General features: G+C 71.5%; 11 protein-coding genes. 5 read left to right on the top strand and 6 right to left on the bottom strand.

Going from position 1 to position 14,890, the window contains the following annotated elements:
* Window positions 1-132: 132 nt before the first annotated feature.
* From ACWC5O_RS41505 to ACWC5O_RS41490, 4 genes are all read right to left on the bottom strand, one after another.
* Entirely contained in the window at window positions 133-741 is a 609-nt protein-coding gene (locus ACWC5O_RS41505; protein WP_450591741.1) for a flavin reductase family protein, read from the bottom strand.
* Between the two features lie 9 nt (window positions 742-750).
* The gene (locus ACWC5O_RS41500; protein ID WP_450591739.1) at window positions 751-1,425 is read right to left on the bottom strand and encodes a DUF6215 domain-containing protein; all 675 of its coding nucleotides are present in this window, start codon (window positions 1,423-1,425) and stop codon (window positions 751-753) included.
* Between the two features lie 90 nt (window positions 1,426-1,515).
* The gene (locus ACWC5O_RS41495) at window positions 1,516-2,994 is read right to left on the bottom strand and encodes a glutamate-cysteine ligase family protein (protein ID WP_450591737.1); all 1,479 of its coding nucleotides are present in this window, start codon (window positions 2,992-2,994) and stop codon (window positions 1,516-1,518) included.
* A gap of 155 nt (window positions 2,995-3,149) precedes the next feature.
* Window positions 3,150-5,216: a SpoIIE family protein phosphatase gene (locus tag ACWC5O_RS41490; RefSeq protein ID WP_450591736.1), complete on the bottom strand. Its 2,067-nt coding sequence runs from the start codon at window positions 5,214-5,216 to the stop codon at window positions 3,150-3,152.
* Window positions 5,217-5,392: 176 nt separating this feature from the next.
* Here ACWC5O_RS41490 and ACWC5O_RS41485 point away from each other — a divergent pair, with 176 nt between their 5' ends.
* Window positions 5,393-7,855, top strand: coding sequence for a SpoIIE family protein phosphatase (locus ACWC5O_RS41485; protein WP_450591734.1), 2,463 nt, complete (start codon window positions 5,393-5,395; stop codon window positions 7,853-7,855).
* Window positions 7,856-7,893: 38 nt separating this feature from the next.
* Here the strand turns inward: ACWC5O_RS41485 and ACWC5O_RS41480 are convergent, their stop codons facing one another.
* Window positions 7,894-8,715, bottom strand: a complete 822-nt coding sequence (locus tag ACWC5O_RS41480; RefSeq protein ID WP_450591732.1) for an SDR family oxidoreductase — start codon at window positions 8,713-8,715, stop codon at window positions 7,894-7,896.
* A gap of 80 nt (window positions 8,716-8,795) precedes the next feature.
* Here ACWC5O_RS41480 and ACWC5O_RS41475 point away from each other — a divergent pair, with 80 nt between their 5' ends.
* Complete coding sequence (locus ACWC5O_RS41475; protein WP_450591730.1) at window positions 8,796-9,401, top strand: TetR/AcrR family transcriptional regulator; 606 nt, start codon at window positions 8,796-8,798, stop codon at window positions 9,399-9,401.
* Window positions 9,402-9,496: 95 nt separating this feature from the next.
* Here ACWC5O_RS41475 and ACWC5O_RS41470 read toward each other — a convergent pair whose 3' ends face one another.
* A complete protein-coding gene (locus ACWC5O_RS41470; RefSeq protein WP_450591729.1) occupies window positions 9,497-11,440 on the bottom strand; it encodes an acyl-CoA dehydrogenase family protein in 1,944 nt (647 codons plus the stop codon).
* A 393-nt stretch (window positions 11,441-11,833) separates the two neighbouring features.
* Here ACWC5O_RS41470 and ACWC5O_RS41465 point away from each other — a divergent pair, with 393 nt between their 5' ends.
* The 3 genes from ACWC5O_RS41465 to ACWC5O_RS41455 all read left to right on the top strand — a co-directional run bounded on the left by ACWC5O_RS41465 (window position 11,834) and on the right by ACWC5O_RS41455 (window position 14,809).
* Window positions 11,834-12,517: a ScbR family autoregulator-binding transcription factor gene (locus tag ACWC5O_RS41465; RefSeq protein WP_450591728.1), complete on the top strand. Its 684-nt coding sequence runs from the start codon at window positions 11,834-11,836 to the stop codon at window positions 12,515-12,517.
* Between the two features lie 121 nt (window positions 12,518-12,638).
* A complete protein-coding gene (locus tag ACWC5O_RS41460) occupies window positions 12,639-13,877 on the top strand; it encodes a cytochrome P450 family protein (protein WP_450591727.1) in 1,239 nt (412 codons plus the stop codon).
* A 275-nt stretch (window positions 13,878-14,152) separates the two neighbouring features.
* Complete coding sequence (locus tag ACWC5O_RS41455; RefSeq protein WP_450591726.1) at window positions 14,153-14,809, top strand: ScbR family autoregulator-binding transcription factor; 657 nt, start codon at window positions 14,153-14,155, stop codon at window positions 14,807-14,809.
* Window positions 14,810-14,890: the final 81 nt, after the last annotated feature.

Below are 14,890 nucleotides of genomic sequence, written 5' to 3'. Positions count from 1 at the left end.
GGGAGGCGACGCGGAGCGTCGGCGAGTGACGACAACGCCGCAGATGTGCGTGCCAGGCCCCGCGGCACCGGGATGATCCGAACGACACCCCCTAGGGCCTGTCCGACCGGGCGCGGGCGGACGTGCCCGACCTCAGTCGGCCGTCCACTCCCGGTACGGTATGCGCGCCGCTTCCCGTACCTCTCCGACCGTGCTCCACTCGTTCCCGCCCAACCGGGCCAGGGGGCACAGCAGTCCGATGTCCGGCCGGCCGTCCACCAGGACGTCCTCGCTGACGGCCGCGTGCACGACCTGGCCGAACACCACCGTCGAGTTGCCGAGCCGCAGCGTCGAGTGCAGCGTGCACTCGAGCGCGACCGGAGAGGCGGCCACCCGTGGCGGCCTCACCCGCAGCGACGGCTCGGGCCGGATGCCCACCGCGTCGAACTCGCCCTCGTGCCGGGGAAAGTCGGTCGCGGTCGCGTTGATCTGCGCGAAGAGCGGCTCGGGAGCGAAGTTGACGACGAACTCCCCGGTCTCCTCGACGTTGCGCAGCGAGTCCTTCCGGCCGACGGAGGTGAACTGGACGATGGGCGGAGCCGTGCAGGCCACGGTGAAGAACGAGTGCGGGGCCAGGTTCGCCGTCCTGCCGTCCGCGGTCAGGGTCGAGACCCACGCGATCGGCCGGGGCACGACCACCGCGGTGAGCAGTTGGTAGAACGCTCTCGGGTCCAGGGACCGGGGTGAGTAGTCGACGCGCATGGCAGCACGCTATGTCCAACCGGGGACCGTCGGCAGCACCCGCTCGGCGACGCGGAGCAGTGCCGTGTCGTCCGGCGGTACGTCGTCCTGGCGCCAGATGGCGACCTCGAACGAGCCGCCCCCGTCCTTGGCGTCACGGGCCACCAGCAGATGACGGGCGATGCCACCCGGGCCGGTGCCGATCTTGCCGCCGGCGAGGTTGATCTTGAGGCCGATGGTCTGGCCCGAGTACAGGACGGCTGGGTGACCGAGGACCGTCTTCGACTCCGCGGACCTGCCGAGGAGTCCGGAGAACTCGCCGACCCGCATATCGTCGTCCGACGCCCACAGCTTCACGGAGTACGTCTTGAGCGAGACCTCCGCATTGGGTGAGGGGGTCTCCTTGCCGTCGGCGTCCTTGAACGAACTCTCAGACCCGTCGGCGGTCTCGGCCTGTTCCTGCGGTGTGCCGAGGAGCGTGGGCAGGTCCGATCGGTTCAGCGCCTTGCACAGCTGTTTCGCGGACACGCGCTTGGACACCGGTTCGTCGTCGTACGAGCACGTGGCCGGTCCCGGGTCCGAGGAGCCCTGCAGTGCCGTCTGCGCGAGCAGGACTCCCGGCACCCCCAAGACCAGCACCGCCACGAGCGCCTGGACCCAGGGTCTGCGGTCCTTCTCGGACGCGGGATCGTCGACGTCAACCATGTTCCCCCACCTCAGTCGTTCCCCCGACAAACGCTGGACGAGCCTATGCGGTGATCGTCAACGCGGGCATCCCCGATTTCGCGGGCCCCGTCAGTCGACCGGCCAGGTGTGGACCGGGGCGTTGAGGTGCATGAAGTCGATGTACAGCTCGGTCATCCGCCGCAGGGCCTCATGGCGGCCCGCGTGCGTGGTGGCGTCGATGCGGTGGAGCATCTCCTTCTGCCACACGGCCCCGTTGCGGGCCGTGACACAGCGCTGCTCGATGATGCCGAGCAGCGGCTCCCGCCAGGCCGCGTCCATGCCGGACAGCTCCAGCCCGCGGTGCGCCAGCGGCAGCAGCCGCCGCAGGACCAGTTCGGGCACCGGCAGTTCGCCCGTGCCGGGCCAGTACAGCAGCGCCTCGATGCCGTGCCGGGCCGCCGTGTGGAGGTTCTCCTCGGCCGCGGAGAAGGACATCCGCGACCACACCGGGCGGTCCTCCTCCACCAGGGCGCGGGTGAGCCCGTAGTAGAAGGCGCCGTTGGCGAGCGTGTCGGCGACGGTCGGTCCGGCGGGCAGCACCCGGTTCTCCACCCGGACGTGCGGCTTGTCGTGGGCGACGGCGTAGACGGGCCGGTTCCAGCGGTAGATCGTGCCGTTGTGCAGGGTGAGTTCGGAGAGTTCGGGTATGTCCCCGCGGTCCAGCGTCTCCCTGGGGTCCTGCTCGTCGCACAGGGGCAACAGGGCCGGGAAGTAGCGCAGGTTCTCCTCGAAGAGGTCGAAGACGCTGTTGATCCACCGCTCCCCGAACCACACCCGCGGCCGTACCCCCTGGATCTTGATCTCCTCCGGGCGGGTGTCGGTCGCCTGCTCGAACAGCGGGATACGGGTCTCGTGCCACAGCTCCCTGCCGAACAGGAACGGCGAGTTGGCCGACAGCGCGACCTGGACCCCGGCGATGGCCTGCGCCGCGTTCCAGTAGTCGGCGAACGTCTCCGGGGACACCTGCAGATGGAACTGGGTGCTGGTGCACGCGGCCTCCGGAGTGATGGTGTCCGCGTAGGTCCGCAGCCGGTCGACGCCGTCCACCTCGATGCGCAGGTCCTCGCCCCGGGCCGCGAAGATCTGATCGTTGATCAGCCGGTAGCGCGGGTTCTCCGACAGGGACTCCTCGCCGATGTCCTCCTGGCGCAGGGTGGGCAGGATGCCGACCATGACCAGCCGGGCGCCCACCGAGCCGGCCCGCTCGTCGGCGTGGTTCAGCGCGGCGCGGATCTCCGACTCCCAGGCGTCGGGTCCGCCCGTCGTCAGCCCGCGGGGCGGGACATTGATCTCGAGGTTGAACCGGCCCAGTTCCGTCGACCAGGCGGGGTCCGCTATCGCCTCCAGCACATCGGTGTTGCGCATCGCGGGCTCGGCCCGGTCGTCGACCAGGTTCAGCTCGATCTCCAGTCCGACCTGTGGTCGCTCGGACTCGAAGCGTGCGTCGCGGAGCATCTGCGCGAAGGCGTCGAGGCACTCCTGCATCTTGATCCGGTACCGGCGGCGGTCCTCGCGGGTGAAGACGAGCGCCGGGACGTCCCGTCCCATCGGCCCTCCTGGGTTCCGCTCCTCGGACACCTCTCCACCCAGAGTCCCACCGACGGCCGAACCCCACCAAGCGGATGGAGCGGCAGCGCCCTCTAGGCCCTGTCGTCAAATTCCCGACGTCCGCCGCGGGGCAGGCGGGAATTTGACGACAGGGCCTAGAGGGCGCGTGCGACGAGCAGGGCCACGTCGTCGTGGTCGTCGGGATGGCGCAGGCCGTACAGCAGGAGGTCGCAGGTCTCCTCGAGCGGCCGGCCGGGCTCGTCGAGGAAGCCGAGGAGGACGGAGAGGCGGTCGTCGATGGGGTGCTGCCGGGTCTCCACGAGGCCGTCGGTGTACAGCACCAGCAGGTCGCCGGGGACCAGTTCGGTCGTCGTGGTCTCGAACGGGATGCCGCCGACACCGAGCGGAGCCGCAGCGGGCAGGTCGAGGTACACGGGCGCCTGACCGGGCCGCGCCAGGGCGGGCGGCATGTGGCCCGCGTTGGCGATCGTGCACTGCCTGGTGCGGGGGTCGTAGACGATGTACAGGCAGGTGACGATGTAGTGCTCCAGATCGCACGTGATCTTGTCCAGGTGCTGGAGCACCGCGCCAGGAGCGAGGTCCAGGTCCGCGTACGCACAGGTGGCGGTGCGCAGCCGGCCCATGGTGGCGGCCGCGTCGATGCCGTTGCCCATGACGTCGCCCACCACCAGGGCGGTCTTGTCGTCGGACAGCGGGATGACGTCGTACCAGTCGCCGCCGACCTCGCTCGTGGCCTGCGCGGGCTGGTAGCGGGAGGCGAGTTCCAGGCCCGTGTGGTGCGGCGAGTGGTCGGGCAGCAGGCTGCGCTGGAGGGTGAGCGCGGTGTTGCGCACGCTCTGGAACCAGCGGGCGTTGTCGATGGCGACGGCGGCACGGCTGGCCAGCTCGCCGGCCAGGATGACGTCGTCCTCGTCGAAGGGCAGCGGGTTGCGGGTGCGCTTGAGGTCGAGGGCGCCGAGCACCTCGCCGTGCGCGATCAGCGGCACGGCGAGATACGAGTGCACGCCGGCCCGGGCCAGGAGCGCCCCGCCCTCGGGGTCCCGGGCGATCTGCCGCAGATCCCGCGCCCCGACGTGGCGCACCAGGACCGGCCGGCCGGTGTGGACGCACAGGGTGACCAGGCGGTCGCCGTCGTACGAGGCGACGTTGCCGGGCGCGTCGGCGGCGCGCAGCGCCACGGTGGGGTGGGCTGCCTTGAGGGCGAGGGCGCGGAACAGCTCCGGGCCGTTGTCCGGGCGGCGGGCGCGGCGGAGGGCCAGCGCGGAGTCGAGGACGTCCACGGCGACCACGTCCGCGAGCACGGGTGTGCAGATGTCGGCCAGCTCGAGGGCGGTCTGCTCCACCTCCAGCGTGGTGCCCACACGGGCGGAGGCGTCGGCGATCAGCGCCAGGCGGCGCCGGGCCCGGTCGGCCTCGGCGGCCGCGTGGTGCCGCTCGGTGACGTCGACGACCGACGCGGCCGCGCCCAGCACCCGCCCGCTCGGGTCCTCGAGGCGGTAGAAGGACATGGACCAGGCGTGCTCGTGCTCGGGATCGGCCGGGGGACGGCCCACGTGGTACTGGTCGAGGAGCGGCATGCCGGTGGTGAGCACCTGACGCAGCGCGGACTCGACGGTGTCGACGTCCGGGAAGGGCAGGGTCTCCCGGAGATGGCGGCCGATGTGGTCCTCGGCCGGGATCCCGTCGATCCGCTCCAGCGCCGGGTTGACCAGCAGGTACTTCAGGTCGGGGTCCATGAGGGCCAGCCCGATCGGGGACTGGTTGATCAGCCGCTCGCACAGCGCCAGGTCGGTCTCGACGCGCTGCAGCAGAGTGTGGTCGGCCGCGATGCCCAGGGCGTACACGTCGCCGAGGTCGTCCAGCAGCCGCATCGTGCGGAACTCCGTCAGACGGCTGCTGCCGTCCTTGTGCCGCACGGGGAAAGCGCCGGCCCACCCCCGGCCGGTCTCCAGCACCTCCGTGAACAGGCTCACCACGGCCTGCAGATGCTCGGGACGGATCAGCAGCCGCGCCGCGTACTTCCCGAGGACGTCCTCCGCCGTGTAGCCGAACAGGTCCTCGGCCTGCGGGGTCCAGAAGACGATGCGCCCTCGGGTGTCCAGCGCCACCGCGGCCACGCTCAGCATGTCCAGCAAGCCGGTCGGCCGGGGCGGCTCGGGGCTCTGCTCGTCGCCGCCGGCGCGCAAGGATTCCACTGCCATGCCAGAACCACCTCCAGCGGCCGGTCACCCGTCCGTGCCGATACGGCCGCACGCCCGAGCGCTGATGACCGTCACCTCCATGCTGCCTCCAGGGTTCCGCCCGCCCCAACCGCAGCGCCGGCCCGTGCGCATCGAGCGAACAAGAAGGACCATGGTGAGGAAAGAGGATGGAGCAGATGGAACCACCGCGAAATGGTTTCGACGCGTCCGCATCCGTGGATCCGCGTGATCTCCTGGACGCCTCCACCGACGCTGCGGCGGTGATCTCGGCGGACGGCGTCGTGGTCGGCTGGACCAGGGGCGCGGAAGCGCTGCTCGGCCACCGCGCGCCCAGCGTCGTCGGCCGCCCCGCCGCACGCCTGCTGGCGGTGCCCGAGGACCCGGCCCGTGCCGTCGGCATCGCGGAGCGGTGCCGCGCCGGAATGGGATGGAACGGCCTCGTCCCCGTACGGCACCGGGACGGCCACCGCGTCGAGCTCGATCTCCGGGTCTCGGCGGCCTTCCGCATGGGCGGGCAGGAGTGCTTTCTGCTCTCGGCACGGGAGCAGCGGCCGCAGTGGACGGTCGGCCAGTCCGTCCTGGACGGATTCCTGACCCGCTCCCCGGTCGGCATGGCCGTGATGGACCTGGAGCTGCGCTACGTCTGGCTGAACGACACGCTGGAACGGTTCGGCGGTGTGCCCCGGGAACAGCGGCTGGGGCGCCGGCTGAGCGAGTTGCTGCCCGGGCTGCAGGCGGACAGCCTGGAAGGCCTGATGCGCAAGGTGCTGGCGACGGGGGAGCCGGTGACCGACTACGAGTACTGCGGCTGGAGCTGGGCCGATCCGCACCGCGAGCACGCCTACTCCACCTCTTTCTTCCCCCTGGTGGACGCCCGGGCCACCGTCACCGGGGTCTGCTACATGGTCCTGGACGTCACCGAGCGCTGGCACGCACGCCGGCTCCTGTCCCTGGTCAACGAGGCCGGCACCAGCATCGGCACGACCCTCGACGTGCTGCGGACGGCCCAGGAACTGGCCGACTTCGCGGTGCCCCGGTTCGCCGACTTCGTCGCCGTCGACCTGCTGGAGCCCGTGCTCAGCACCGAGGGCCACGGAGCCTGGCTGACCGACGCCGGACCGGCGCCCGTACGGCCGGTGATGCGCCGCGCGGGACTGCAGTCGGTGCGGGAGGGCTGCCCCGAGGCCGTGGTGGGGATCGGTGAGGAGGTGGACTTCCTGCCTCCGCGCAACGACGTCAGCCTCCTGATCAGCGGTGAGCCGGTCCTCATCCCGGTCCTCGACCCGGCCGACGCCCTGTGGGTCGCCGAACAGCCCGAGCGAGTGGCCCGCATCCGGGAGCTCGGCCTGCACTCCCTCATCTCCGTTCCGATGCGGGCGCGGAACACGGCGCTGGGCCTGACCACGTTCGTCCGCTCGCTCAACACGGTCCCGTTCGGGCACGACGACGTGCTGCTGGCCCAGGAGCTGGTGGCACGGGCGGCGGTGTGCGTCGACAACGCCCGCCGCTACACCCGGGAGCACACCGCGGCGGTCACCCTGCAACGCAGCCTGCTGCCCCACGCCCTGACCGGCGGAACGGCGGTGGAGGTCGCCTCCTCCTACCTTCCGGCGGACCCCACGGGCGGCGTCGGCGGTGACTGGTTCGACGTGATCCCCCTGTCCGGCGCGCGCGTCGGCCTCGTCGTCGGTGACGTGGTGGGCCACGGCATCACCGCGGCGGCGAGCATGGGGCGGCTGCGTACGGCGGTGCAGACCCTCGCCGACATGGAGATGCGTCCCGACGAACTGCTCGCCCACCTCGACGATCTGGTGCTGCGGCTGAGCGACGAGGAGACCGATCGCGCACCGGCCGACCGGAGCACGGCGACGTTCATCGGCGCGACCTGCCTCTACGCCGTCTACGACCCGGTCTCCAGGCGGTGCTCGATGGCCCGGGCCGGGCACCCGCCGCCCGTCGTCGTCACTCCGGACGGACGCGCCTACTTCCCCGACATCCCGGCCGGGCCACCGCTCGGGCTGGGCGGCATGGCCTTCGAGGCCGCCGAGATCGAGCTGGCCGAGAACAGCCTCCTCGGTCTCTACACCGACGGTCTCATCGAGGGAAGTGACGGGGACGTGGAGTCGGGTATGGCCCGGCTCGGCGAGGTGCTGGGCCGGACCGGGACGGACCTCGGCACGCTGTGCACCTCCACGGTGCAGCAACTGGTGTCCGCACCGCAGCCCGACGACATCGCCCTCCTGCTCGCCCGCTCTCACACCCTCGCCGCGGACCAGGTGGCGTCGTGGGACGTGCCCCCCGACCCGGCCGCCGTCGGACACGTCCGGGCCGCGGCGACCCGCCAGGTGATGGACTGGGGCTTCGCGGAACAGGCCCTGACGACGGAACTCATCGTCAGCGAACTCGTCACGAACGCGATCCGCTACGCCGACTCGCCCATCCGCCTGCGGCTGCTCCGCGACGCCCGCCTGACCTGCGAGGTCGCCGACGGCAGCAGCACCGCCCCCCGGTTGCGGCACGCCCGCAGCACGGACGAGGGCGGCCGCGGACTGTTCCTGGTGGCCCAGCTCGCCCTGCGCTGGGGGGCCCGGTACACGGCCGAGGGGAAGATCATCTGGGCCGAGCAGGAGATCCCGTGAGCCCATCGCCGCGCCGGCCGGCCTCTTCTGAGTGAGTCTCAGCGGAACGCCGCGGCGTTGCGTGCCGCCCACGTCGCGAAGGGTGCCGCAGGGCGCCCCAGGATCCGCTCGACGTCCCCGCTGACCTTCTGCTCCTCAGGGGTCGGCTCGCCGAGGACGGACAGGGTTCCCTCCACCACGGCGCTCGGCATGAACTGCGCCATCTGCGCGCGGGCTTCCTCGCGGCTCTGCTCCACGAAGGTGACCGGCTCGGCGAGGGCCTGGGCGAGGGCGGCGGCCCGCTGGCGGGGTGTGGTGGCCGCGGGGCCGGTCAGGGTGTAGGTGACGCCGTCGTGCCCGTCCTCGCGCAGGACCGCGGCGGCGACTGCGGCGACGTCGTCCGGGTCGACGAACGGCAGTGCCACGTCGGCGAAGGGTGCCGCCGCTGTGCGGTGGTGCCGGACGGGCTCGGCCCAGGCGAACGCGTTGGAGGCCAGCCCGCCCGAGCGCAGCACGGTGAAGGCGAGTCCGGATCCGGCGAGGGCCGCCTCGAAGCCGGCGGCGTGCGCGTAGTTGTGCGGCCGGGTGCCCACGCCCTGCGAGGACAGCAGGACCACCTTGGTGACCCCGGCCGCGGCTGCCTGCTTCAGGATGCCTTCCGGATCGTCCCCGGCCACGAGCAGGAACAGTGCCGTGGCCCCCTCCAGCGCGGGGGAGAGAGCGGCCGGCTGCCCGAGATCGGCGGCCACGGCCCGGACCCCCGACGGGACGTCCTCGGGGGTGATGCGCCGGGCCACCGCGGTCACGGCCGCCCCTTCCTCGGCCAGCTTCGCGACCAGGGCCCGTCCGACGTTCCCCGTACCACCCGATACGACGATCATGACAGCTCCTCGATTGAGTTAGTTGACTAACTAACACGCCACGCTAGTCGGTCCGTCCGGCGTTGTCTATCGTTAGTCAGGTGACTGACTCAAAATCCGGTACGACGGCCGGAGCCGCCACCTCCCCCCGGGGCGGCAAGCGCGAACGCCTGGTCGAAGCGGCCGTCCGGGTCTTCCACCAGCAGGGCGTGGAGAAGACCACTCTCGCGGACATCTCACGCGCCGCGGACGTGCCCCTCGGCAACGTCTACTACTACTTCAAGACCAAGGACCAGCTGGTCGAGGCCGCGGTGGAGGCCCACTGCGAGCAGCTCACCCGGCTCACGGCCCGACTCGAGGAGCTTCCAGGTCCGGCCGCCCGTCTGAAGAACCTGATCGCCGGGTGGGTCGAGGAACGCGAGACCGCGGCCCGCTTCGGCTGCCCCTTCGGCACCCTGGCCACCGAACTCGACAAGCGCGACGACGGCCTGGACCTGGCAGCAGCCAAGGTCATGCGGGCCCTGCTCGACTGGGTCGAGGGCCAGTTCACCGAACTGGGCCGACCCGACGCCCGCGCTCTCGCCGTCGAGCTGGTCGCCGCCTACCAGGGCATGTCGGTCCTCACCAACACCCTGCGCGACCCCGGCCTGATGGCCGCCCAGGGCGAACGCCTCCAAGCCTGGATCGACGGCCTCGCGCAGTCCTGATCCAGGCTCGGACGCCCCGCGGATTCCGGGGCCCGCATCGCCCCGGTCGCTGCTGAGCGGTGTTGCCGCGTCGCGCGGGGCGCGCGGTCGACCGGTTACCCGGCCGCCGTCGTGTAGTCCGCGAGGGAGATGTGGCCCGAGTTGGCCAGCGGGATTCCCTCCAGGTACGCGGCGGGCAGGTCGAAGCCCTCGACCAGGTCCGTCATGTGCGGCGCGAGGTCGCGCAGCACGTCGTCCAGCAGCTGGGGCAGGGCGCGTACCTGCTCGGCGGACAGATGGCCGTCGGCCAGCAGATCCCCGGTGTGCTCGCCGAGCTGCTCCAGCAGGAACAACACGCAAAGTCGCTCCAGCAGTTCGCGGGCCTCGGGATCCGCCGCCCGGGCGACCGCGTCCAGGAAGGCGTCGGCCGCCTGCAGTCGGGCGTGCACCGAGACCATCTCCAGGGCGGCGGAGGAAGCGCCGTTCCAGCGCTCGACCGGATCCCCGGAGGGCCCCCGGCGCAGCGCGGCCCGGGCCCGGTCCTGCCAGCCGGCCTCGGCCCGGGCCAGCAGCCCGCGCAGATGCCGGGGATCCGTCAACCGCGCCACGCCACCGGGGTGTTCGGGGGCCTCCCGGGGCGGCTGGTGCTCGAAGAGCATCTCGGCGGCGGCCTTCACCCAGATCACCAGGTTGTCGCCCTCGGCGGTGATCGTGCCCTCGACGTACTGGGGGAACTCGGACAGGCCGTTGGCGGCGAACAGGCCCTGCGCACCGCAGCGTTCCCGGCACTCGATGGTGATGTCCCGTGCCTGCCAGGTGATCCAGCTCTTGGCGATGGCGATCAGCCGCTCCGTGTCCGCCGCTCGCGCGGCGTCGCGGCCGGCGTGCACGGCGGCCCAGCGGGCGAGCACCGAGCGGTGCAGGAAGGTCATGGCGTAGGCCGAGGCCAGGCCCTTCAACAGCCGCCCGTGGTGCGAGCGGTGGGCGTTGACCGGGATGCGCACGCCCGCGCGGGGCCCGCTGACCTGCCGGTGGTCGCCGTAGCGGACGGCTATGGCGAGTGCGGCCCGGGTGGCGCCGACGGCGGCGCCGCTCATGCACAGCTTGCCCATCGTGACCCGGCCGATGGACTGCAGGAACCGCTTGCGCCGGTTGCCGAGGCTGCTGTGGAAACGTCCGTCGCCGTCCAGGCGGCCGTGCTCGGACTCCAGCAGGGCGTCACGCGGCAGCAGCACCCGGTCGAACGCGGTCAGACAGTGGTCCACCGGGGCGCCGGTACGCAGGGGAAGCCGGCGGACCCGTACCCCAGGCAGCAGGCCCCGCTCGTCGCTCAGCGGGGTCAGGAACAGGAACACGCCCTCGTCCCGTCCCTCGACGATGAGGCGGGCGGCCACCACGGCACTCTTGGGGCCGCCGGTCGTGCTGGTGTTGGGCATGAACTTCTGGGCACCGGCGTTCGGCGTGTTCAGCACGAACCCCCCGGTGGCCGGGTCCAGTGCGGCGGTGGTCTCCAGCGCCGAGGCGTCGTTGCCGTGGTCCAGCTCGGTGCACAGGAACGTGCCGGTGCGCCGCAGGGTCGCGAAGTCGGACAGATCCCGGAGCTCGGCACCCTCATGATCGAGCAGGCTGCCGAGGAAGAGGTTGTAGTGGATGCTCGCCACCGTGCACAGGCCCCCGCCGCCGTCCACGATCGCCGCCCACTCGTGCAGGCCCGCCAGCAGCTGCGGGTCGTCCGCCAGCCGCTCGGCCCCTCCGGCCGTGTCGTTCACCAGCCGTAGCCACTCGTAGGAGAGGGCGGCGCGCTCGGCGGGGTCCAGCCCGGGACGGTGACGGAAGGTGTCCTTCGAGATGAGGTCGCGCCACATCCCGTGGATGTGCTCCCGGTCGTCGCCGAAGAGGAGCCGGGTCAACTCGCCGGGCACGGTGCCGCAGAGCGCTCCGCCGGGCCCGGCGGGCAGACCGTCGGCTCGGAACGTGTCCGGACCGAGCGCCTGATCCGTGTCGTAGTGCTCGATCTCCGGCAAGGAGGGGAGATGTACCTGGGGTGTCAGAAGGGTCATGGCCCTCTCCCATCGTCGCGGAACCGGAAGGGTGGGGATGCGCAGAGTCAGAAGATACGGACCTCCCGGTTTGCTTATCAAGCCAAATTTCTGCCAACGGTGGCCGAACTCAGGTGCCTTGGGGGCACTCTCCGGGCTCGGAAATAAGCGCGATGCTCAACTCCGGTCCGGTCCGGCGGACTTCCCTGTGCGGGCAGATGCTGCGGGAACGTTGAGATACCGGGCGACAGGTTTTATTGTGGCGGTCAGCGACGGCTCGAGAGGTTCCCGCGTACCTGGTGAGGAGGGGGCATCCGCATGGTTGAAAGGCCATCTTCCGGGGTGGCAGGATACGTACCTGTCGGTTTCTTTTTGTGGCCGACCGGTCCGTGAAGCCAGTGCGGAGGATGTGCCGTGGCCCTGCAGGAACGAGCGATCAGGACGAGGCGCAACATCCTGGTGGCAGCCGCCGACGTGTTCGCCGACGTCGGCTACGAGGCGGCGACCATCTCGGAGATCCTCCAGCGGGCGAACGTCACCAAGGGCGCCCTCTACTTCCACTTCTCCTCCAAGGAGCAGCTCGCCCAGGCGGTGCTGACCGACCAGCTGAAGTCGGTGCCGGACTCCCCGCCGCGGGAACTGGTGCTCCAGGAGGGACTGGACGCCGGCTTTCTCCTCGCTCATCTGCTCGGCTCGGGCGACCCCATGGTGCGCGGCAGCATCCGCCTCACCGTGGACCAGGGGTCACCGCACGACGGGCTGGACCGGCGGGTGCCGATGGCCTCCTGGGTCGACTACAACGCCGCGCTGCTCGAACGGGCGAAGGCGAACGGGGAGGTGCTGCCCCAGGTCGACGTGGACGCCGCGGCGAAGGCGTTCGTGGCCGCGTTCACCGGGGCGCAGGTGCTGTCCAAGATCATGAACGACCATGCCGACCTGATGGAACGCGTGGTCGACCTCTACCGGCACCTGATGACCAGCATCGCGGTCCCCGCGGTACTGGTGCGCCTGGACATGTCGCTCGACCGGGGCCGGCGCGTCTACGAAGAGGCCATGGAACTGCGCCGGGAACTGCAGGAGGCGCCGGCCGCCGGCTGAACGGGGTCTCTCCGCGGACCACCGAAACCGGCACCGCCGGGAGCCGGGGGAGCGGACATCGCTGCCATGGGCACGTCGCAACGCCACAACGTGATGCAGGACCGACCCAGGGAGCACACCGATGGAAGAGACCGCCTGCCCTTACGCCCTCGACCTCACCGGACAGGACCACCTGGGGGAGGCCGCGATGCTGCGCGCCCAAGGCCCCGCGGTCCGGGTGGAACTGCCCGGAGGCGTGCTCGCCTGGGCCGTCGTACAGCAGAGGTACGTGGAGCAGCTGCTGACCGACCCGCGCGTCTCGCGCAGCGCCCGCCTGCACTGGCCGCCGTTCGTCGAGGGGAAGATAACGCAGGAGTGGCCCCTCTACCCGTGGGTGGCGAACGAGAACATGTTGTTCGCCTACGGGGAGCACCACACCAGGCTGCGCCGGCTCGTCGCCGGCGCGTTCACCGCGCGACGCTCCGAGGCGCTGCGTCCCCGGGTGCAGGAGCTGTCGGCCGAACTGCTCGGCACACTGGCCGCCCTGCCGCCCGGCACCCCTGTCGACCTGCGCACCTCGTACGCCGAGGTGCTGCCGCTGCGGGTCATCTGCGAGCTGTTCGGCGTGCCGCAGGGCGCCGAGACGAACGCGCTGTCCGCGGCGCTGAGCACGGTGTTCAGCTCCACCGTCACCGGCGCGGAGATGGAGGCCGCCCGGCTGGAGGCCTTCGGGCGGCTCGCCGCACTGGTCAAGGCGAAGCGGGAGCGGCCGGGCGACGACCTCACCAGCTCGCTGATCGCGGCCCGGGACCAGGGCGACCGCCTCACCGAGGACGAACTGCTCGGCTCCCTCTTCATGTTCATCGCCGCGGGACAGGACACCACCGCCACCCTCATCACCAACGCGGCCGGTGCGCTGCTGACCCACCCCGAGCAGCTGGCGCATCTGCGCGCGGGCCGGGCGACCTGGGCGGACGTGGTCGCCGAGACCATGCGGGTGCACACGCCCGGGGCGTACGCGCCGATGCGGTTCGCGGTCGAGGACATCGACCTCGACGGGGTGCGGATCCGCAAGGGCGACTGCATCCTCGTCAACTTCGCGGCGGGCGGCCACGAGACCGACCGGCACGGCGCGGACGCGGACCGCTTCGACCTGCTGCGCGGCGGTGACCGGGACATCCTCGGCTTCGGCCACGGAACGCACCGCTGCCTCGGCGCACCACTCGGGGAGATCGAGGCCGCCTCCGCGCTCGCCAAGCTCTTCGACCTCTTCCCCGACGTCCAGCTGGCCTGCGCACCCGAGGAGTTGGCTCCGCTGCCGACCTTCATGCTCAACGGATACCGATCGCTGCCCGTGCTGCTGCGTCCGTCGGCGTCCTGAGCGCGCGGGCGGATGCGCCCGCCGGAAGTCCGCCGCCCGTCGCGGGCGGCGGACTTCCTTGTGCGCCACGGGAGCGAGGCCACGTCCGTCATCCGGCCTCCTCGTTGCCGTAAGCCAAACCGAGCACGCGGTTTACTTCATTGCTGATGAGGTGTCAGATCACTCTGACGAAGGAATTTGCATGGCCGTCGGTGTTTCGCCCTGGCATCCCGTCAGGTCTTGCCGCACCGCACCTACGTAAACATACTGAACATGCGGTTATAGAGGAGGGCGTCATGGTCAAGCAGGTACGGGCGGTTCGCACACGGCAGGCCCTCATCCGCGCGGCGGCGGAAGCCTTCGCCCATGACGGATACGCCCGCGCGTCCCTTCCTGCGATCAGCAAGCGGGCCGGGGTGAGCGCCGGCGCGCTGCACTTCCACTTCCCGAGCAAGGACGCGCTCGCGAGCGAGATCGAGTGCGCGGCGGCGCGCACGGTGGAGGAGATGACCGCGCACTGCCGGTCCATGGGCGGCAGCGCGCTCGCGGTGCTGGTGGCAGCGATCCGCCAACTGGTGGTCGCGTTAGCGGCCGACCCGGTCACGCGGGCCGGATTCGCGCTCAGCGGCGACCCCGCACGGGACGGCGGGACCGCGGTGGTGGACTCGTGGCACGGCTGGGTGCGCGACGTGGTCGACCAGGCGCAGGCGGCGGGAGAACTGACGGACGACCTCTCGCCCGAGTGCGTGGCCGGGGCCGTGGTGGCCGCGACGGTCGGCTTCGAGGTCCTCGGCAGCGCGGACCGGGACTGGCTGTCGAAGGACCGCATGGTGGAGTTCTGGACCTGTCTGCTGCCGCGACTGGCCACCGTGCCCGGACCGGACCTCGACCGGGCGCTGGAGAGCGAGGCGACCGGCGACCGGGACGCCGAGAGCAGCATGGCCGGTCTGTAGGACTGCGCAGCCCTGCCTGCCCGCAGAGCAGGCGGCCCGGCGGCGCGCGGTTGCCGCCCCGTGACGCGTGCCATACCGGGA

The organism is Streptomyces sp. NPDC001450, assembly GCF_053597295.1.
This window is presented reverse-complemented; position numbering and strand designations above follow the sequence as displayed.